The 17,704-nt window shown below is 62.7% G+C and carries 20 protein-coding genes and 5 pseudogenes; 12 read left to right on the top strand and 13 right to left on the bottom strand.

The genetic code is table 11. The annotated features are described in order from the left end of the window. Positions 1–182: 182 nt before the first annotated feature. Together mgtE and E6W36_RS15565 are read left to right on the top strand one after the other, a co-directional pair. Positions 183–1,597 (top strand): annotated as a pseudogene (gene mgtE, locus E6W36_RS15570) (magnesium transporter). After that, positions 1,594–2,394, top strand: coding sequence for a response regulator (locus tag E6W36_RS15565; RefSeq protein WP_222873184.1), 801 nt, complete (start codon positions 1,594–1,596; stop codon positions 2,392–2,394). Before mgtE ends, E6W36_RS15565 begins: the two are co-directional and overlap by 4 nt. On the opposite strand, the gene E6W36_RS15560 is transcribed toward E6W36_RS15565, so the two are convergent. Both E6W36_RS15560 and E6W36_RS15555 read right to left on the bottom strand, forming a co-directional pair. Next, entirely contained in the window at positions 2,395–3,204 is an 810-nt protein-coding gene (locus E6W36_RS15560) for a GIN domain-containing protein (protein ID WP_222873183.1), read from the bottom strand. Between the two features lie 48 nt (positions 3,205–3,252). Then, complete coding sequence (locus E6W36_RS15555) at positions 3,253–3,633, bottom strand: hypothetical protein (protein WP_222873182.1); 381 nt, start codon at positions 3,631–3,633, stop codon at positions 3,253–3,255. Between the two features lie 563 nt (positions 3,634–4,196). On the opposite strand from E6W36_RS15555, the pseudogene E6W36_RS15550 reads away from it, so the two are divergent. The 6 genes and pseudogenes from E6W36_RS15550 to E6W36_RS15530 all read left to right on the top strand — a co-directional run bounded on the left by E6W36_RS15550 (position 4,197) and on the right by E6W36_RS15530 (position 9,831). Further along, positions 4,197–6,016, top strand: a pseudogene (locus tag E6W36_RS15550) (ribonucleoside-diphosphate reductase subunit alpha). A gap of 34 nt (positions 6,017–6,050) precedes the next feature. Further along, positions 6,051–6,383, top strand: a complete 333-nt coding sequence (locus tag E6W36_RS21075) for an MT-A70 family methyltransferase (protein WP_281277366.1) — start codon at positions 6,051–6,053, stop codon at positions 6,381–6,383. A gap of 4 nt (positions 6,384–6,387) precedes the next feature. After that, positions 6,388–6,666 (top strand): MT-A70 family methyltransferase, encoded by a 279-nt coding sequence (locus tag E6W36_RS21070; protein ID WP_342776898.1) that lies wholly within the window; start codon positions 6,388–6,390, stop codon positions 6,664–6,666. Then, positions 6,596–7,278, top strand: a pseudogene (locus tag E6W36_RS15540) (BglII/BstYI family type II restriction endonuclease). Before E6W36_RS21070 ends, E6W36_RS15540 begins: the two are co-directional and overlap by 71 nt. Positions 7,279–7,283: 5 nt before the next feature. Then, a pseudogene (locus E6W36_RS15535) lies at positions 7,284–8,316 on the top strand (ribonucleotide-diphosphate reductase subunit beta). Positions 8,317–8,586: 270 nt separating this feature from the next. Then, positions 8,587–9,831, top strand: a complete 1,245-nt coding sequence (locus E6W36_RS15530) for a methyl-accepting chemotaxis protein (RefSeq protein ID WP_222873180.1) — start codon at positions 8,587–8,589, stop codon at positions 9,829–9,831. An 8-nt stretch (positions 9,832–9,839) separates the two neighbouring features. On the opposite strand, the gene E6W36_RS15525 is transcribed toward E6W36_RS15530, so the two are convergent. The 5 genes from E6W36_RS15525 to E6W36_RS15505 form a co-directional block, all read right to left on the bottom strand. Next, the gene (locus E6W36_RS15525; RefSeq protein ID WP_222873179.1) at positions 9,840–10,010 is read right to left on the bottom strand and encodes a hypothetical protein; all 171 of its coding nucleotides are present in this window, start codon (positions 10,008–10,010) and stop codon (positions 9,840–9,842) included. After that, on the bottom strand, positions 9,980–10,279 hold the full coding sequence (locus E6W36_RS15520) for a hypothetical protein (RefSeq protein ID WP_222873178.1): 300 nt from the start codon (positions 10,277–10,279) through the stop codon (positions 9,980–9,982). Before E6W36_RS15520 ends, E6W36_RS15525 begins: the two co-directional genes overlap by 31 nt. A gap of 94 nt (positions 10,280–10,373) precedes the next feature. Further along, on the bottom strand, positions 10,374–10,865 hold the full coding sequence (locus E6W36_RS15515) for a hypothetical protein (protein WP_222873177.1): 492 nt from the start codon (positions 10,863–10,865) through the stop codon (positions 10,374–10,376). Between the two features lie 51 nt (positions 10,866–10,916). Then, complete coding sequence (locus E6W36_RS15510; RefSeq protein WP_222873176.1) at positions 10,917–11,216, bottom strand: rod-binding protein; 300 nt, start codon at positions 11,214–11,216, stop codon at positions 10,917–10,919. Beyond that, positions 11,216–12,283 carry a flagellar basal body P-ring protein FlgI gene (locus E6W36_RS15505; protein WP_246047805.1) on the bottom strand — a complete coding sequence of 356 codons (1,068 nt, stop codon included), beginning with the start codon at positions 12,281–12,283 and terminating at the stop codon, positions 11,216–11,218. Before E6W36_RS15505 ends, E6W36_RS15510 begins: the two co-directional genes overlap by 1 nt. 216 nt (positions 12,284–12,499) lie before the next feature. Here E6W36_RS15505 and E6W36_RS15500 point away from each other — a divergent pair, with 216 nt between their 5' ends. After that, complete coding sequence (locus E6W36_RS15500; RefSeq protein WP_222873174.1) at positions 12,500–12,925, top strand: flagellar assembly protein FliX; 426 nt, start codon at positions 12,500–12,502, stop codon at positions 12,923–12,925. Between the two features lie 115 nt (positions 12,926–13,040). Continuing rightward, the gene (gene dksA, locus E6W36_RS15495) at positions 13,041–13,487 is read left to right on the top strand and encodes an RNA polymerase-binding protein DksA (protein ID WP_222873173.1); all 447 of its coding nucleotides are present in this window, start codon (positions 13,041–13,043) and stop codon (positions 13,485–13,487) included. A gap of 9 nt (positions 13,488–13,496) precedes the next feature. On the opposite strand, the gene E6W36_RS22425 is transcribed toward dksA, so the two are convergent. The 6 genes and pseudogenes from E6W36_RS22425 to E6W36_RS15470 all read right to left on the bottom strand — a co-directional run bounded on the left by E6W36_RS22425 (position 13,497) and on the right by E6W36_RS15470 (position 16,783). Then, complete coding sequence (locus tag E6W36_RS22425; protein ID WP_342776700.1) at positions 13,497–13,859, bottom strand: flagellar basal body L-ring protein FlgH; 363 nt, start codon at positions 13,857–13,859, stop codon at positions 13,497–13,499. Further along, positions 13,826–14,314: a flagellar basal body L-ring protein FlgH gene (locus tag E6W36_RS22420; protein WP_342776699.1), complete on the bottom strand. Its 489-nt coding sequence runs from the start codon at positions 14,312–14,314 to the stop codon at positions 13,826–13,828. Before E6W36_RS22420 ends, E6W36_RS22425 begins: the two co-directional genes overlap by 34 nt. Before the next feature lie 9 nt (positions 14,315–14,323). Then, positions 14,324–14,812, bottom strand: coding sequence for a flagellar basal body P-ring formation chaperone FlgA (gene flgA / locus E6W36_RS15485; RefSeq protein ID WP_222873172.1), 489 nt, complete (start codon positions 14,810–14,812; stop codon positions 14,324–14,326). A 5-nt stretch (positions 14,813–14,817) separates the two neighbouring features. Next, a pseudogene (flgG, locus tag E6W36_RS15480) lies at positions 14,818–15,602 on the bottom strand (flagellar basal-body rod protein FlgG). Between the two features lie 13 nt (positions 15,603–15,615). Beyond that, on the bottom strand, positions 15,616–16,356 hold the full coding sequence (flgF, locus tag E6W36_RS15475) for a flagellar basal-body rod protein FlgF (RefSeq protein ID WP_222873171.1): 741 nt from the start codon (positions 16,354–16,356) through the stop codon (positions 15,616–15,618). A 223-nt stretch (positions 16,357–16,579) separates the two neighbouring features. After that, a complete protein-coding gene (locus tag E6W36_RS15470; RefSeq protein ID WP_222873170.1) occupies positions 16,580–16,783 on the bottom strand; it encodes a hypothetical protein in 204 nt (67 codons plus the stop codon). 62 nt (positions 16,784–16,845) lie between these two features. On the opposite strand from E6W36_RS15470, the gene E6W36_RS15465 reads away from it, so the two are divergent. Beyond that, the gene (locus E6W36_RS15465; protein WP_222873169.1) at positions 16,846–17,262 is read left to right on the top strand and encodes a flagellar basal body-associated FliL family protein; all 417 of its coding nucleotides are present in this window, start codon (positions 16,846–16,848) and stop codon (positions 17,260–17,262) included. 75 nt (positions 17,263–17,337) lie between these two features. Continuing rightward, positions 17,338–17,700 (top strand): flagellar motor switch protein FliM, encoded by a 363-nt coding sequence (locus E6W36_RS21065; RefSeq protein WP_222873168.1) that lies wholly within the window; start codon positions 17,338–17,340, stop codon positions 17,698–17,700. Positions 17,701–17,704: the final 4 nt, after the last annotated feature.

Raw genomic sequence — 17,704 nt, 5'->3', positions numbered from 1 at the left:
CCAGCCGGGTAGCATGCGCCGCAAAGGTCACACACCCGTCTCGCCGTGACTTTTGTGACTTTCGCTGCGGGTGTGACTTTCGCTTGCGGTGTGACTATCGCGGGGCAGGGCGGTAAACCCGCTATCGGCGCATGCACGATCACGGCTTTTATCGCTCCGATAAGCAGTTATAACCGCTGATCATGAGCGAGCACGCCCCTCCCAGCCCGGATACCGAAGGCCCGACCAGCGAGGAAGTGCTGGAGTCGGGGCGGCTGCGGCGCGCCTTCGTGGCGGACGTGCTTGCGGCGCTGCACAGCGACGATACGGATTCGGTTCAGACCCTGGTCGAGCAGTTGCACCCGGCCGACATCGCGGACCTGATCGAGGTCGTCGATGCGGCGGATCGGGACGCCCTCATAGGTGCGCTCGGCGCCAAGCTCGACGGCGACGTGATCGCCGAGCTCAACGATTGGGTGCGCGAGGAAGTCCTGCGGCTGCTGACTCCGGCCGATCTGGCCGATGTCGTGACCGACCTGGAGACGGACGACGCTGTCGCCATCCTTCAGGACCTCGACGCCGAGGACCAACAGGAGGTGCTGAAGGCCATCGCGCCGGAAGAGCGCGTGGCGATCGAGGATGCGCTGACCTACCCGGACGATTCCGCCGGGCGGATCATGCAGCGCGACGTGGTGACGGTGCCGGAATACTGGACCGTCGGCCAGGTGATCGACAGCCTGCGCGAGGACCCCGACCTGGCGACCGACTTCTGGGAGATCTTCGTCGTCGATCCCCAGCATCGGCCGATTGGCACGATCCGGCTCTCCTGGATGCTGCGCACCATCCGCTCCGTGCTGGTCAGCGACGTGATGCAGCGCGAGCAGACCTTGATCCCGGCGGCCATGGACCGGGAAGACGTGGCGCTGCGCTTCCAGAAATACGCGCTGATCTCCGCGCCGGTCATCGACGCCAGCGGCCGGCTGGTGGGCGTGATCACGGTCGACGACGTTCTGCACATCATTGCCGAGGAAGCGCAGGAAGACATCATGCGCCTGGCCGGCGCCGGCGACGCCGACATCAACGAGCCGGTGCGGGACGCCGTGCGCAGCCGCATGCGCTGGCTGGTCATCAACCTGTGTACGGCCGTGCTGTCCTCAATCGTGATCGGAGCCTTCGCCGACACCATCGCCCACCTGGTGGCGCTGGCGATCCTGATGCCCATCGTCTCGGCGCTCGGCGGCAACGCCGGCACCCAGACCATGACGGTCGCGGTGCGTGCGCTGGCGCTCAACCAGTTGAGCGCCGCCAACGCGGCGCGCATCGTCTGGAAAGAGGTGCAGGTGGCGTTCTGGAACGGCTCTGCGCTGGCGGTGCTCGCTGGCGGCGCGACCGCGCTCTATTTCCACAACCCATGCTGGGGCTGGTGTTCGGGGTTGCGATGATGAGCAATATCCTGCTCGCGGGGCTGGTCGGCGTGCTCTACCCGCTGACCCTGGACCGGCTGCGCATCGATCCAGCGGTCGCCTCGACCGTGTTCGTGACGGTGACCACCGACGTCATGGGCTTTGCAGCGTTCCTGGGGCTGGCCGCCCTCAGCGGCATTGCGGGCGGCGGATGACAGGGGATGGCCCGACGCCGGATACGCCCAGCGTCCTGTTGGTCGACGATGAATTCCTCGTGGCGAAGCTCTACGCGCGCGCGGTACAGGCCATGGGCTTTCGCGCCCGCATCGCGGGAACCGCCGGGCAGGCCCTGGAGGAAATCGAGGGCGAGCCGCCGTCGCTGCTGCTCACCGACCTCAACCTGCCGGATTTCTCAGGGCTGACTCTGGTTGAAAAACTGGGCGACAAGAACCTCAAGGCGTTTCCCTGCATCCTGATGTCCGCCGACGACAGCGTGCCGCTGATGCTCAACGGGTTGAAAATCGGTATGGACGATTTTCTACAAGGGCATCGCGTTCAGCCAGTTGACGGAGCGCCTGCGCTTCTGGGTCGATGGGCCGTTCCGGGCGCTGCCAGCCTATATCCGTGCCCAGGCGCTGCAGACGATGGCGCGCTTCTCGCCGTTCGGCCAGCCTTTCCATGCCTTGCGGGGTCGGCGGCGCTACTCACCGATCGCGTGCGGGTCACGCTCATCGATCAGCTCGCCGGTGCGCCCGAAGGGTTCGGCATGAGCGAGACGGACCGGCTGCGATTCCTGGGCGCGATGGACGGCATGCTCGACATTCTGTGCAAGACCAATGGTCTCGCGCAGTTGCGGCGTCCGGACGTCATGCTCTCGATCGTCCAGAATCTGCGGGTGCTGTGGCGCGCGCGCCTCGTTGAGGAGCTGCTCCCGCGCTACGACCTCCTGGCGAGCACGGACTCGACCTTCCGGCACGCCCGGCAGACGCTGAGCATCGCGCTTGGCGGCTGATTATTCGTCGGTGAAGGTTTCGGCAACCCGGTCGCCGCAGCGCGCGGAACTCGCGCCGGCTGTGCGCGCCAGGCAGTATTTGGGATCGCCGGCAACGGCGACGGTGACGCTCCCGGCCAGCTGGGATTTGAAAGCCTCGGACGCATAGACGTCGAGGTGGCCGTCGCCTTCGGCGCCGATCCAGACGGTCTTGCACTTGAAGTCGCGGGCGTCGATGCGGCCGGGTCCACGAAAGCCGACGTTCACGGCCTCGCACGTCCCGGACAGTGTTACGCTGCCGCCGAACTGCTCGCCCTGGAAGTCGGTGAAGCCGCTGTAGCCCTGTTCAAGCAGCAAGCCTTTGGTGGCGAAATCACGGAAGGTCACGACACCGCCGCGCGCATTGGAGAAGTAGCCGAGGTAAGGGGTCTTCACGCTCAGCGTCACCTTCGCCATCTCTTCAGCGGAAAGAGGCACCTGCCCAGTGTAGCGCAGGGTGTAGACGGCTTCATCGGCTTCCAGCGCGAACTGTTCGATTGCGGTCGGGTCGCCCGACAGTTTTGCCTCGGCCGGCCCTTTGGTGCTTGAGATTTCCGCCGTTACGCCGGCGGCCAGAATCAGCCCGCGTATGTTGCTCAAATCCAGTTTGCGCTCGGCGGCTTGCGCGCCTGCCGGAAACGTTAACGACAAGGCGGCGAGAAGTGCGAAGCGAACCATGGGACCCTCAACAATACGGCTTAAGTTCGAGCCAGATAAGCGAGGCGTGCTCAATAGGCAACCGGACGGCTGCCGACAGCCCGATCCGCACGGCCATACGAAAACCGCCGGCACCCGAAAGGCGGGGCCGGCGGTCGCAAGACGGCAGTAGTCTGCCGATGATTAGTTGGTCTTCAGAACCGCTTTCACCGGGCGGCCTTCGACCTCGGCGGTGATCAGGCCAGCCTTGGTGATGCGCAGGTTGGCAGTTTGCTTGCCGTCAAGGCGAACCGCCTTGATCAGGGTTTCGCCGTTGACAACCGTCTCCGACACGGCGCGGAACTGGTTGTTCAGGGCCGGAGCCGCCTTGGCTGGCTCTTGCGCCTGCACTTTGGCCAGCTCTTGCGCTGGTGCCTTGGCCAGCTCGCCGACCAGGAACACCTTTACCGGCTTGCCGTCGATGGTGCCGCTGATGTTGCCGTCGGCGGAGACGCGGACGTTTGCAGTGCGGTCGCCGTTCACGGCCTTGATGTGGGTTTCGCCGTTGACGGTCTTTTTCGACACGGCTTCAAAAGTTTCCGGCTGGGCCGAAGCGGTCTGGGCGGCAAAGGCGATCGCGAACGCGGCAAAATCGAGGTCTTCATAGGTTTCTCCATCATTTGCCCGGCTGGGAGCGCCGCGGCATTGCGCCGCATTAAGGCTGTCCTGTTGCGATCCGCTAAAGTGATATACTTAATCTCCACACAATTATTGTGCGCCGCACAATCGCAAATGCGGTGTGATCCGCATGAGACAGACTGTCCGTCTCCATCAAAACGGGCTTGCCAGAATAGGCAGAGTTAAGCACTATACTTTGTGTCTAACGCTGAGGTTCAATCTACCTGTTGTGGCGCTGGCTGGGTTTCAGGGCGTCTCGTAACGACGTTCCGGCTGTGAGTCCGGTGGATAATGGGGAAAGCGCCGATTAGGCTGCCGGGAAATTGCAGACCGGTGTAGTGATGAAATTTATTGCTCGCCATATCATGCGAGCACCTGTGGAGGCGAGGAGCATGAATTTCGACGGGCAGGGTGCGCATGGCGACATGGGCGGGGCGGCTGGCAGCATGCCTGAGCGGCTCGCGGACGCGATGCAGCCGCAGACGCGCGGTGAAACGCATCTCCAATGGCGGTTTCCAGTAAACATCGACGAGCAGCGTGATGCCTTGCTGACCGAGTTCGGCAAGGAAACCCTGCGTGACCGCTATCTGATGCCGGGCGAATCGTTCCAGCATCTGTTCGCCCGCGTCGCCAGCGCCTATGCGGACGACGCCGAGCACGCCCAGCGGCTGTACGACTATATCTCCAGGCTTTGGTTCATGCCGGCGACGCCCGTGCTCTCGAATGGCGGAACCGGGCGCGGCCTGCCGATCTCCTGCTATCTGAATGCGGTCGAGGATAGCCTGGATGGCATCGTCGAGACCTGGAACGAAAATGTCTGGCTGGCGCGCGGCGGCGGCATCGGCACCTACTGGGGCATGTGCGCGGCATCGGCGAGCCGGTCGGCATGAACGGCAAAACCAGCGGCATCATCCCGTTCGTGCGCGTAATGGACTCGCTGACCCTGGCGATCTCGCAGGTCGCTGCGCCGCGGCTCGGCGGCGGTCTACCTCGACGTTAATCACCCCGAGATCGAAGAGTTCCTGGAAATCCGCAAGCCGTCTGGCGACTTCAACCGCAAGGCGCTCAATCTGCATCACGGCGTCTTGATCACGGACGCCTTCATGGAAGCGGTGCGCGACGGCAAGAGCTTCGATCTCGTCAGCCCGCGCTCCGGCGAAAAGCGCAGCGAGGTCGATGCGCGCGCGCTGTTCCAGAAGATCGTTGAAACCCGGCTGGCGACGGGTGAACCCTACATCATTTTCGCTGACGCCGTGAACAAGGCGATGGCCGCGCACCAGCGCGAGCTCGGCCTCAAGGTCACTACCTCGAACCTGTGCTCGGAGATCACGCTCACCACCGGCGTCGATCACCTCGGCAATGCGCGCACGGCGGTCTGCTGCCTGTCCTCGCTCAATATCGAGACCTGGGAGCAATGGGCCGGCGATGAGCGTTTCATCGAGGATGTGATGCGTTTCCTCGACAATGTGCTGGAGGATTTCATCCAGCGGCGCCGGACAGCATGCGTCGCGCGAAATACGCCGCCCAGCGCGAGCGTTCAGTCGGGCTCGGCGTGATGGGCCTGCACAGCTTCTTCCAGAAACATGGCCTGCCGTTCGAGTCGGCGATGGCCAAGGCCTGGAACCTCAAAGTCTTCCGGCACATCAAGGAGCGGGTGGACGCGGCCTCGATGGCGCTGGCGATCGAGCGCGGACCGTGCCCGGACGCAGCGGATGTCGGCGCCATGGAGCGGTTCAGTCACAAGCTGGCGATCGCGCCGACCGCGTCGATCTCGATCATCTGCGGCGGCACCTCGGCCTGCATCGAGCCGATCCCGGCCAACATCTATACCCACAAGACGCTGTCCGGCTCCTTCGTGGTGCGCAACCCGTATCTCGAGAAACTGCTGATCGAGAAGGCGAAGAACTCGGATGCCGTCTGGAACTCCATTCTGGAGCAGGGCGGGTCGGTCCAGCACCTGGATTTCCTGACCGCGGACGAAAAGGCGACCTATCGCACCGCGTTCGAGATCGACCAGCGCTGGCTGCTGGAACTGTCGGCTGATCGCACGCCGTACATCTGCCAGGCGCAGTCGCTGAACCTGTTCATTCCGGCCGATGTCGAAAAGTGGGACCTGCTGATGCTCCACTTCCGCGCCTGGGAACTGGGCATCAAGTCGCTCTATTACCTGCGCTCCAAATCCATCCAGCGCGCCAGCTTCGCCGGCGGCGTCGAGGCGGACAACACGCCGGAGCTACGGCAGATCGAAGTGATCCAGAAGGATTACGACGAATGCCTGGCCTGCCAGTAGGATTTACGACGTGTCGTTCGATTCTGCGTTAGACTTGGCGAAATTCGCGCGTGGGCGACGCTTCGCTTCTTTGCTTGCGGATCCGCCGTGGCAGTTTCAAAACCGCACCGGAAAAATGGCGCCAGAGCATCGCAGACTTTCTCGGTACTCAACCCTGACGATGAGTGAGTTAGCTTTGCTGCCTGTGGAAGGACTCGCGGCAGATACCGCGCATCTTTACCTTTGGGTGCCGAATGCCCTTTTGCCAAACGGTTTGGAATTGATGAGCGCTTGGGGATTTCAATATAAATCAAATATCGTGTGGCATAAGATCCGCAAAGATGGTGGATCTGACGGAAGGGGTGTTGGTTTTACTTTAGGAATGTAACTGAATTACTGCTCTTTGGTGTTCGCGGCAAAATGCCCGCACCCTTGAGGCGGGAAGAACCCAGGTAAATTATATTGGGACACGCAAGCGCGAGCACAGTCGCAAACCAGATGAGCAATATGATTTGATAGAGTCTTGTAGCCCGGGTCCATATCTTGAGTTATTTGCCCGTGGTGTCAGGAAAAACTGGGTTTCCTGGGGTAACCAAGCTGATGAAGGCTATCGGCCGACTTGGGATACTTATTCGCACAATTCGGCATCGCAGCAAGTTGTCGCTAAATGATATGAGCACTTACCATCTTGTTCCAGAAGATATTGCGAATCTCTATGAGGTACATGAGTGGAGAAATGCTATTGGTGTATTAAGTACGGCATGTCCCAACGAATGGACCGAAATTCAGTATGCCCTACGGTCTTTCCGTCTCTTGAGAAGCGAGATCGTAGAAGCTGGGGCAACCGCTCAACGATTGTAGAAAGGTTAGAAAAACCTTTAAAAGAAGCGGGATGGCAAGAGCGTCAATTCGCAACGACTATAGTTGTTGACGGCGTATCCAGAGAATCCCCGACACACAAAGTAGATTGCTTTAAAGGTAGAGTGGCACTTGAGCTGGAGTGGAATAATAAAGATCCATTCTATGATAGGGACTTGAATAATTTTCGCCTCTTGTTTGATTTACAGGTTATTGATGTCGGGATTATAATTACACGTTGTTCCGAATTGCAAAATGTTTTCAATGCACTTGGCAAAGGCAGCAGCTATGGAAATTCTACCACCCATATGGGTAAGCTGCTGCCACGCATTCGGGGTGGCTCCGGCGGCGGCTGCCCAATTGCCGTCTTCGGAATCAGTCACAAACTCTATGTTGAAGACGTGCCAATATCTGGCCAGGAGTAGACACCATGCCTTTGCTTGAAGCCTCGAAGACCTACAAGCCGTTCGAATACCCGTGGGCGTTCGAATTCTGGAAGCGCCAGCAGCAGATCCACTGGATGCCTGAGGAGGTTCCGCTCGGTGAGGACTGCCGCGACTGGGCGCAAAACTCACCCCGACCGAGCGCAATCTGCTGACCCAGATTTTCCGCTTCTTCACCCAGGCCGACGTCGAGGTGCAGGATTGCTACCACGAAAAGTATGGCCGGGTGTTCAGGCCAACTGAAATCAAGATGATGCTGGCGGCCTTCTCCAACATGGAGACGGTGCACATTGCCGCCTACAGCCACCTGCTCGACACCATCGGCATGCCGGAGACGGAATACGCCGCCTTCATGTCCTACAAGGAAATGAAGGACAAACACGACTATATGGGCCAGTTCGGCGTCGACACGCCGACCGATATCGCCCGCACGCTCGCCATGTTTGGCGGCTTCACCGAAGGGCTGCAGTTGTTCGCGAGCTTCGCGATGCTGATGAACTTCCCGCGCTTCAACAAGATGAAGGGCATGGGGCAGATCGTCTCCTGGAGCGTGCGCGACGAGAGCCTGCACTGCGAGGGCATCATCAAGCTGTTCCATGCCTTTTGCGCTGAGGCCGACTGCCTGACCCCGGCGCTCAAGGACGAGATTGCCGATTGCTGCCAGCGCGTCGTGCGCCTTGAGGATGCGTTCATCGACCTAGCGTTCGAGATGGGCCCGGTGCCGGGCATGACGCCGACCGAGATCAAGAAGTACATTCGCTTCATTGCCGATTGGCGGTTGAAGCAGTTGGGCCTCAAGCCGTTGTACCTGATCGATCAACACCCACTGCCCTGGCTGCAGCCGCTGCTGAACGGCGTGGAGCACGCCAACTTCTTCGAGACGCGCGCGACCGAATATTCCAAGGCGGCGACCAGGGGAATTGGAACGAGGTCTGGGACTCGTTTGACAAGCGGTTGCAGGCACGACGCGACACCGTCGTGGAGCAGGCCGTGGAGACGGGAATGCTCGCCGCTGAGTAGCGAAAAGACATTGGTCGAACATCCCAATTTAACGTAGAAATAAATTGTGTGTGCGAGGTTGCGCGTCCAGACATAACGCAGAGTGATCGCTTTGTGGGGATAAGCAATGGACTCTTCGCATCATCGAATTACGCCAGAGGGCATTCTACATTCTGCGGTTGCTGAGGTCGCTGAGACCGCCGGTGTCGTCGCGACGGCCATTGGCGATATCGCGGGCGGTGTCGGTGATCTTTCGCAGCGGATAGGGAAGAGGTCTCCAGCCTGCAAACCATGCAGGGCCAGGCGGCTGAGGTCACGCGCGGTATCGGCGCGGTTCGGCAGGCGGCGGCTGACGCCGCGGCCCTGACGTCGACCGCCAGATGCGAAGCCGAAGGGTCAATCGCCACCCTGGAGCGCGCAGACCACACCATGCGCGGCTTGGCCGAGGTCGTGGAGGGCGTGCGTGCGGATGCCGCCTTGCTCAGCGATGCACTCAAACAGATAGACAGCGTGGCCTCGTCCATTGCCGTCATCGCGGCTCAGACGCGCCTGCTCGCGTTGAACGCCACGATCGAGGCGGCGCGCGCGGGCGAGGCCGGGCGCGGTTTTGCTGTTGTCGCCGGCGAGGTGAAGGCGCTGAGCGCCTCGACCAGCGATGCGACGGACCAGATTCAGACGACGATCGCCGGGCTCTACGAAGCAGCGGGCGGCATTCTTTCCCGTGCCGAAGAGGGGCTCGACAAGGCGGTCTCCGCCCGCCGGGAAGCGGGCGCGCTTGGCGACGTCATGCAGCGGACGCGTACGGTTATGGCGCAGATCAACGATATGACCATCGCCATTCAAGGCGAGGCCAGCGCAATCGATCAGCATGCCCAGCAGTTTCTTACAGGGCTTAGCGGCACGTCCGCCGCGCTCGTGCGTTCCAGCGACAATCTGGTCAGCGTCAGCGACCTTGTGGGCACGGTCGTCGAGCGGGCTGAAGAACTGATCGCTATCCCGATTCGCGCCGGGATCGAGACCGTCGACACGAGAATGGTGGAGCAGGTACAGCATGACGCGGCGCGGATTGCGGCTTTGTTCGAGCACGCAATCGCTGAGGGCGAGATCAGCGAGGCCGACCTGTTTGATCGCACCTACACGCCGATCCCGGGGACCGATCCGCAACAGGTGATGGCGAAGTTCACGGCGCTGACCGACCGGCTGCTGCCGGCGATTCAGGAACCGGCGCTGGAGGTGGACGAGCGCGTCGTCTTCTGCGCGGCGGTGGATATCAATGGCTATCTGCCGACGCATAATTTGAAGTTTTCCAAGCCGCATGGGGCGGACCCGATATGGAACACCGCCAACGGGCGCAACCGCCGTATCTTCAACGACCGCGTGGGCCTGCGCGCAGGGCAGAATACGAAACCGTTTCTGCTGCAGTCCTATCGGCGCGACATGGGCGGTATTTTTGTCGCCATGAAAGACGCCTCAGCCCCGATTTTCGTGCAAGGACGTCACTGGGGCGGCCTGCGGCTTGCCTACAAGGCCCAGTAGAAGGCGATCTATCCCGGCAGCAAGCCGCTGACCATGAGCAGCGCGGTTTCATGGTCGGCTGATTCCAGCGCTTCATTGTTGATGGTCTTGCCTTTAACCGGAGGCGCTTCGGCCTTTGTCTGCGGGTAGCAATCGTTATCGCCGACGATCAGGCAGAGCTGCTCATCCCGGAGCTCCACACGTTTTGGAGCATCCTTCGGCAGCGGAATCCCTTGCGTATGCACAGCAGAATGAGTGCGGCGCCGACCTCATCCTGGCTGAAAGTGCGGCGCGACGCTGTGCCGACATAGGTCAGGTGAGTCGCGAGCGCACCATCCTTGGTTCGGCCAAAGCTCACCAGGATCGGCTCGCCCACATGCTCCTTCATCTGCCGGTGTTTGAAAACCGGCGCCAGGGCTTCGATAAGCTCATCGTTCGAAAAGAACAGGAATCGAGTCTCGGTGACCATGAGGGTTCGACATCGCCACGGTGAAGTTCAGTGCGCGCAAAAATCTCATTTCGCGCTGAACAGAGGGTAAACGCGGGGCGTTTGCGGCCAAAAATTACACCACGGCGTTGAGCGCGATGGAGGCCGCAGGTGGCTTGACCGCATTGGGCGTCACGACGGCGCGGCCATTGTAGACAGGGCTCGGCATTTGCGTGCGTTGCTGCTCGGATGCGATGGCGGACAGCAGGCCTTCGCTGACTTTTGCGCCGCAGAATGCTGCGGCCGTTTTCCACGATCCGCTGCTGGAGTTCACCAAGGCGCACCAGGACCTGCTCTCGCAATGCGGTATCCGAGTCGCGCAATTGCTGCGCGCCGCCGCGCACAAGTTTGAGGCGCTGTTGCAGTTCGCCGGCGAGCCTGGTTTTTCTCGGATCAGGTCATTCAGGGAGCCAGCGCGTTCCGACTCCAGGCGCTGCTCTTCGAGTTCGGTCAGGCTGACGATCTGATCGATGAGCGCAAGCAGCGCATGAAGCTGCTGAGTCATGGTCAGGGTACTTCCTTGGCGTGGGTTGAGGTAGCACTCATTGGACGGCTCCGCGTTGCACAAGGGGCGACCGCACGCTGGCCGGCGTCGTCTCTGGCGGCAGGCCCTGCAGTTTCAGGAGTTGATCGAGCACTGCGGGGCGAGGCCGATGCCGCCGCGTCGCGCGATCGACTTGCCGACCTCGTCACCGAGCAGGCTGCGAAAGGTTTCCTCTGCCTGGCCGCCGCCGAAGGTTTCGCTGACCGGCGCCGACTGGAACAAAACATTGGTGAGCTGGCCGATCAGCACGCCCTCGAAATCGCGGGCGGCGCTTTTCAGCTTGGTGCGGATATCAAGGCCCGAATAATCCGAATTAAGCGCGGCGGAGCCCGTGGGCGTCGGCGAGCGCAGGAATGCGACGGACAGTTCGTTCATCAGAACACCTCCACTTCGGCTTGCAGCGCGCCGGCGGTCTTCAGCGCCAGCAATATGGTGATGAGGTCGCGTGGACCAACGCCGAGCGCATTCAGCCCGTCCACCAGCTCGCGCAGGGAGACACCACTGCGCAGCAGGGCGAGTTTGTTGCCCTTGCCCTCATCGACATCGATCGAGGTGCGCGGCACAACCTGGGTCTGGCCAGTCTGCGAAAGCGCGTTGGGTTGGGAGACCTGCGGCGTCTCCGTGATCCGGATCGTCAGGTTGCCCTGCGCGATGGCGACTTCGGAAATCTTTACGTCCGCGCCCATGACGATGGTGCCGGACGCCTCGTCCACGACGACGCGGGCCGGCTGGTCGACCTTGATCGGCAACTGCTCGATATCCCCGAGCAGCGCGACCATACCGGCCTGGTCCTCGACCGGCCGGATGACCTGAACGGTCGTCGGATCAAGCGCGGTGGCGATAGCGCCGCCCTTGGCTTCGTTGATCGCAGCGGCGATCCGCCGGGCCGTTGTAAAGTCGGGGTTCTTCAACGCCAGTTTGACGCCCTGCTGGCCATTGAAGTTGAAGGCGACTTCACGCTCGACGATGCCGCCGCCGGCGATGCGCGCCGCGGTCGTCACCCCGCGGGAGACGCTTTGGCCGGCGCCGCGCGCCTCGAACCCGGAGACGGCGACTGAACCTTGGGCGACCGCATAGACTTCGCCATCCAGGCCGACCAGCGGCGTCACCAGCAGCGTGCCGCCCTGCAGATTTTCCGCGTCGCCGATCGCTGAAATCTGCACATCGATATGCGAGCCCTTGCGCGCGAAGGGTGGCAGCGTGGCAGTCACCGAGACTGCCGCTACGTTATCCGGATCGATGTTGACATCGCGGACGTTGACGCCAAGCCGCTCAAGCATGGCCTTCAGCGAGGCCTCCGTGAACGGCGCCTTGCGCACCGAATCGCCGGTGCCCTTCAGGCCGACGACCAGGCCATAGCCGACCAGCTGGTTCTCCCGGACGTTCTCGAAGTCGACGATATCCTTGATCCGGGAGGCCGCCACGGCACTGGTCTGCGGCAATATCAGCAGCAGGGCGGCAAAAGCGCCCGGCAGATCTGACCGGCTGCAGTGAGCACTAAACGCGCAATACCCGCGGAATCTCTCGACATCATGTGCGTCCTTCTGGCGTTGGCGCGCCGTTTTGCGCGCTGTCGGTATCTGCATTGCGAAGCCTGTGCCAAGTGAGGCGTGCGCGGCGTTTAGAATTCAGCAACCTTGTTCGACGAGACTGCGGCAATGTTCATTAACGGCATTCAGCGGCCACAACGGGTCGAAACCGAGCGCGGCCGGACCAAGGCCGGTGGCGGCGCCGGGTTCGGCGCGCTGCTTACGTCGGAGGCGGCGGCGGATGCCGGCCCCGCCGCCGGGGCGGCGCCGGTTGCGCCAACCGCCGTTCTGGGCGCCATGCTGGCCGCGCAAGGCGTCGACGATCCGCTTGGCGAGCGCCAGCGCGCTGCACGCGAGGGGCATGACATGCTGGATATGCTTGAGGCGATCCGGCGTGGTCTGGTGATGGGGACGATCCCGCGCGAACGTCTCAGCCATCTTCTCGCCTACGCGCGGGGCAGGCGCGGCAGCGGCGATGCCGCGCTCGACGACATCCTCGCCCAGATCGAACTGCGGGCAATGGTCGAGCTGGCCAAACTCGGCATCACGGCCTGAGCTTTCACAGGCATTTTGCGCCAGCGGGTGTGCGCGCAGTTGCCCCCTTTAACAAACGACTATACGCGCCACAAAAACAGTGGAATTCTGGATTTATCGGTGGGAGTGCGGGCTGATGGCGCAAGGCGCAAACAATCTGGACGATGGCACGGACATCCTGGATCCGGATTACCGCCCCAGCGATGACGAACCGTTCATGAACCCGCGCCAGCAGGCGTATTTCCGGCGCAAGCTGCGGGCATGGCGGGAGGAAATCCTCCGCGACGCCCGCGAAACCCTGGAGACGCTGCAGGCGGAACCGCTGCGCGAACCGGACATCAACGACCGCGCGTCGTCTGAAACCGACTGGTCGATCGAATTGCGCACCCGCGACCGGCAACGCAAGCTCGTCTCCAAGATCGATGCGGCGCTGCGGCGGATCGAGGAGGGCGAATACGGCTACTGCGAGGTCACCGGCGAGCCGATTTCCCTGAGCCGACTGGAAGCCCGGCCGATCGCCACCATGACGCTCGAGGCGCAGGAACGCCACGAACGCATGGAAAAGGTGACCCGCGAGGACTAAACCCTCAGATCAGAACGGCCAGAGGATGTCGTAGAGCTGCTGGCCGTAACGCGCCTGCTGCACGTCGGTCAACTGGCCCTTGCCGCCATAGGCAATGCGGGCTTCAGCGATCTGGGTGTGCTTGACGGTGTTCTGGCGGGTGATGTCTTCCGGGCGCACGATGCCGGCGATCAGCAGCTCGCGTTTCTCGAAATTCACGCGGACTTCCTGGCGGCCCTGGATGACCAGATTGCCGTTCGGCAGCACGCCGGTCACGATGGCGGCGACCGTCAGGTCGATCGCCTCGCTGCGCTGCACCTCGCCGGTGCCGGTCGACCGGCTGGCGGAGGAGCCGTCGATCAGCTTGCTTGGGTCGACGGCGTTCGGCAGCACCTGCCGAGCTTGGTCTCGAAGCCGAGAATATTGGCAAGTCCTGCGTTCTCGCTGTTGGCGCGGGTACGGGTCGTCGTGTTGCCAAGGTCGGCGCGGTCGTTGATCGCGATCTCGACGGTCAGGATATCGCCGACGCTCGATGCGCGTTGATCGCGGAAGAAGGCGCGCGCGCCGGTCCGGTACAGCGACGTGCCACCGTAAGCCGACGCCGCAGACGGATTGGCGGCCGCCAGTGGGTTGCCCTTGACTGGATCGAATGCCGCACCCGAGGCGACGTCGCCTGGAGTAACGTCCGCAAGCGTCGGGCGGCCGAGCGACGCCTCGCGTGCCGGCGCGACCGGCGCAATACTGGAAAGGCTCGGTGGCTTGCCGATGCTGGTGATGCGTTCCGGCACGCCGCAGGCGGCGAGGGCGAGCAGGCTGACGAGGCTGAGCGTGCGAAGCGAGCGCGGCATGAGGATATCCTAGTTGAGAGCAGTGAGACGCGCCGGCAGTTTCGGCGCGGCGACCGGGGCGATGAGGATTGTGCCGTCCTCGGCGATCGCGCCGTAGACGATGCGTTGCGAGACCGTGTTCTGGACCCGGATCGTGTCGCCGATGCTGCCGGTCTCCATCGCGCGGCCTTGCGCGGCGACGATCATGCCGCCGTGCGCCAGCACCATGGTGACGATCTCGCCGCGCTTGACCGCTTCCGGCGCCTGGACGTCATAGGTGCGGATCGGCTGGCCCGGAGCCAGGTCGCGCCGGGCCTGACGGCCGACGACATCGCCCATGCGCAGCACCGTCTGGGCGCGGTTGACCGGGATCGGCAGCGGATTGAGCTGCGCCTCGGCGATGATCTCGCCGCGCCGGATCACCTCGACCGGCGTGACGCCGTCGATGGTGGCAGGGCCGGCGGGTGCGGCGAGTGCGGGGCTGGCGAGGATACCGAGCAGGAATGCGAGACGGATCATGGCGATCACCGGATCTGGTTGGCGGTGTTGAGCATTTCATCGGCGGCCTGAATGACCTTCGAGTTCATGTCGTACGCGCGCTGGGCTGTGATCAGCGAGGTGATCTCGCCGACCGGGTTGACGTTGGAGGCTTCCAGAAAGCCCTGGCGGACCCGGCCGAAGCCCTGGTCGCCCGGCGACCCGAGGATCGCGGCGCCGATGCCGCGCTTTCCAGCAGCAGGTTCGAGCCGATGGCCTCCAGTCCCGCGTCGTTGGAGAAGGTGGCGAGCTGCAACTGGCCCACGGTCTGCGGCTGGGTCTGGCCGTCGATCTTGACCTGCACCAGCCCGGTTTCGCTGATCGTCACATCGACCGCGTTGTTCGGGATATTGATCCCCGGCTGGACCTGATAGCCCTCGGCGGTGACCAGGATGCCCTGGTCCGAAATCTGGAAGGTGCCGGCGCGGGTGTAGGCGTCCTGCCCGCTCGGGAGCTGGACCTGGAAATAGCCGCGGCCGTCGATGGCAAGGTCATACCGGTTGCCGGTATCGGTCAGGCTGCCCTGCTGGCCGATCCGGTACACGCCGGCGGCGCGCACGCCGACGCCGATCTGGATGCCGCTCGCCCGCCGCGTGTCCGACCCCGAGGTCTGCGAGCCGACGCGCTCGACGGTCTGGTACAGCAGGTCCTGGAATTCGGCGCGCGAGCGCTTGAAGCCAGTCGTGTTCAGGTTGGCGATGTTGTTGGAGATGACCTCGACATTGAGCTGTTGCGCCAGCATGCCGGTCGCGGCGGTATTCAGTGCGCCCATGGTTCAGGTCCTCTTACTGGATGCGGGAGAGACGATCGAGCGCGCGGCGGCGCAGTTCGTCATATTTGTCGATCATGGTGTTGGCGCTCTGGTAGGTGCGCACGACCTCGATCATCTTCACAAGTTCGGCGACCGGCTGCACGTTCGAGCTCTCATAGGCGCCGGTCTGCACAGCCTGGGTGCCAGCGGGGATCTGCTGGGCACCGGGGCCTTCCAGCAGGCTGCCGCCGAGATTGCGCAGCTGGCTGAGGTCGTCGAAGCGCACGAGCTGCAACCGCCCGCGCGGGCCGTTTGCATTGGCGAGCGCGCCGTCCTTTGCGATTTCCAGCGGATTGTCGTCGGCGGTCAGTTGAATGTCGTTGCCGTTGGCGTCGAGCACGCGCTCGCCGGCCGAGGTTACGAGGAAACCGTCCTCGGAGCGGCGCAGGTGGCCGTTGCGGGTGTAAGCGGTGTCACCGGTCGGCAGGCGTACGCTGAGGAAGGTGTTGTCGGACAGCGCGATGTCGAGCGGATTGCCGGTCGGCACGATTTGCCCGGTGGAGAAGTCGCGGCCGGTGCCGCGGTCGAGAACGAAGCTGATGGCATTGGCGGAGCGGACGTTGTCGCCTTCCAGCCGCTGCAGGTAGGAGGCGAAAATCGGCGCCTCTTCCTTGAAGCCGGCGGTATCCGCGTTTGCGATGTTGTTCGCGATCACATCCATCCGGCGGCGTAGAGCCATCTGGGCGGAGAGCGCGACGTAATTCAGGTTTTCCATTCTGAACGTCTTCCTGATTACCGTTCTGTGTGTCTGACCCCGTTTCGGGGCGATCCGAACGCTTCTCAGCAAGAGACGTGCCATCCATCGCGCACCCCGGTTCGACTGGGTTTTTCGCAAGAGGTTGGCCATCGAGGGCGGACCAGGCGGAAGAAATTGCCGGGCAGAAGTGCCCCAATCGGAGATTTGGCCACGCGATCAAGCTCTTGTTAACCGATTGCGCTTACTTTTCATCAAGACGACGCCCGCTTGCGGCGCACCATTTATCGTAGGCAAGAGTGGTCATGGCCAAGAAGCCCAAACCTGCTGAAGAGCCCATGGAAGAGGGCGAAGGCCCGCCACGCAAGAAGTGGTCCGGCAAGCGCATCGTCATGATCGTGGTGCCGGCGCTGGTGGTTCTGATTGCTGGCGGCGTCGCGGCCAGCATGTTCCTGGGCGGCGAGGAGAGCGCCAGCGAAGAGGGCGGCCATGGCGAGACGGCGTCTGCCGATGACGGACATGGCGACGGGCATGGGGACGGACATGGCGACAAAAGAAGAAATCTGCCGGCAAGGGCGGCGGACATGGCGGGGGCGGCGGGCATGGCGAGGGCGGCGAGGGTCTGCCACCTATGTCGATCTGCCCGAATTCCTGGTGAACCTGCGGACGACCGGCTCGCGAGCCTCGTTCCTGAAACTGACGATTTCGCTCGAAGTTTCCAACCCCGAGGAGGCCAAGGAGATAGAAGCGCAGATGCCGCGGGTGATCGACGGCTTCCAGACATACCTGCGCGAATTGCGCGTCGAGGATCTCTCAGGGTCAGCCGGGCTGTTCCGTCTCAAGGAAGAATTGCTGCGCCGTATCAACGTGACATTGGCACCGGCCAGGGTTGACGATGTGCTGTTCAAGGAAATGCTGATCCAATGATGCCGCCTGAAGACGAAGATCTGGCTGCAGAGTGGGCGCCATGGCGGACAACGGCGGCGGCGATGTCGCCGACGAATGGGAGCGCATGGCGAGCGACGACAGCTTCGGGGCGCCGCCTCCGGCCGCGTCCTCGACCAGGATGAAATCGACAGCCTGCTTGGTTTCGACGGCGATGCCGATGAAGGCGCCCGCACGGGCATTCAGGCAATCATCAATTCCAGCCTGGTCTCCTATGAGCGCCTGCCGATGCTGGACGTCATATTCGACCGCCTGGTGCGGTTGATGACGACCAGCCTGCGCAATTTCACCTCCGACAACATCGAAGTCAGCCTCGACAACATCACCTCCGTGCGTTTCGGCGATTACCTGAACTCGGTGCCGCTGCCGGCGATGATGGGGTTTTCAAGGCGGTCGAGTGGGACAATCACGGCCTGCTGACCGT

Source organism: Hankyongella ginsenosidimutans, assembly GCF_005144965.1.
GTDB lineage: Bacteria > Pseudomonadota > Alphaproteobacteria > Sphingomonadales > Sphingomonadaceae > Hankyongella > Hankyongella ginsenosidimutans.
The sequence above is the reverse complement of the archived record's forward strand: the minus strand, read 5'-3'. Positions and strand labels throughout refer to the sequence as shown.

What these genes read in the sequence shown, in the direction of transcription:
- E6W36_RS15520 (WP_222873178.1), bottom strand. Translation starts at nt 10,279, where the DNA reads ATGGTCACCGAGACTCGATTCCTGTTCTTTTCGAACGATGAGCTTATC.
- E6W36_RS15530 (WP_222873180.1), top strand. Translation starts at nt 8,587, where the DNA reads ATGCAGGGCCAGGCGGCTGAGGTCACGCGCGGTATCGGCGCGGTTCGG.
- E6W36_RS22420 (WP_342776699.1), bottom strand. Translation starts at nt 14,314, where the DNA reads ATGCCGCGCTCGCTTCGCACGCTCAGCCTCGTCAGCCTGCTCGCCCTC.
- dksA (WP_222873173.1), top strand. Translation starts at nt 13,041, where the DNA reads ATGGCGCAAGGCGCAAACAATCTGGACGATGGCACGGACATCCTGGAT.
- E6W36_RS15470 (WP_222873170.1), bottom strand. Translation starts at nt 16,783, where the DNA reads ATGCTGGCCGCGACGCCGCCAGCAATCAGAACCACCAGCGCCGGCACC.
- E6W36_RS21065 (WP_222873168.1), top strand. Translation starts at nt 17,338, where the DNA reads ATGGGAGCGCATGGCGAGCGACGACAGCTTCGGGGCGCCGCCTCCGGC.
- E6W36_RS15510 (WP_222873176.1), bottom strand. Translation starts at nt 11,216, where the DNA reads ATGAACGAACTGTCCGTCGCATTCCTGCGCTCGCCGACGCCCACGGGC.
- E6W36_RS15465 (WP_222873169.1), top strand. Translation starts at nt 16,846, where the DNA reads ATGACGGACATGGCGACGGGCATGGGGACGGACATGGCGACAAAAGAA.
- E6W36_RS15500 (WP_222873174.1), top strand. Translation starts at nt 12,500, where the DNA reads ATGTTCATTAACGGCATTCAGCGGCCACAACGGGTCGAAACCGAGCGC.
- flgF (WP_222873171.1), bottom strand. Translation starts at nt 16,356, where the DNA reads ATGGAAAACCTGAATTACGTCGCGCTCTCCGCCCAGATGGCTCTACGC.
- flgA (WP_222873172.1), bottom strand. Translation starts at nt 14,812, where the DNA reads ATGATCCGTCTCGCATTCCTGCTCGGTATCCTCGCCAGCCCCGCACTC.
- E6W36_RS15565 (WP_222873184.1), top strand. Translation starts at nt 1,594, where the DNA reads ATGACAGGGGATGGCCCGACGCCGGATACGCCCAGCGTCCTGTTGGTC.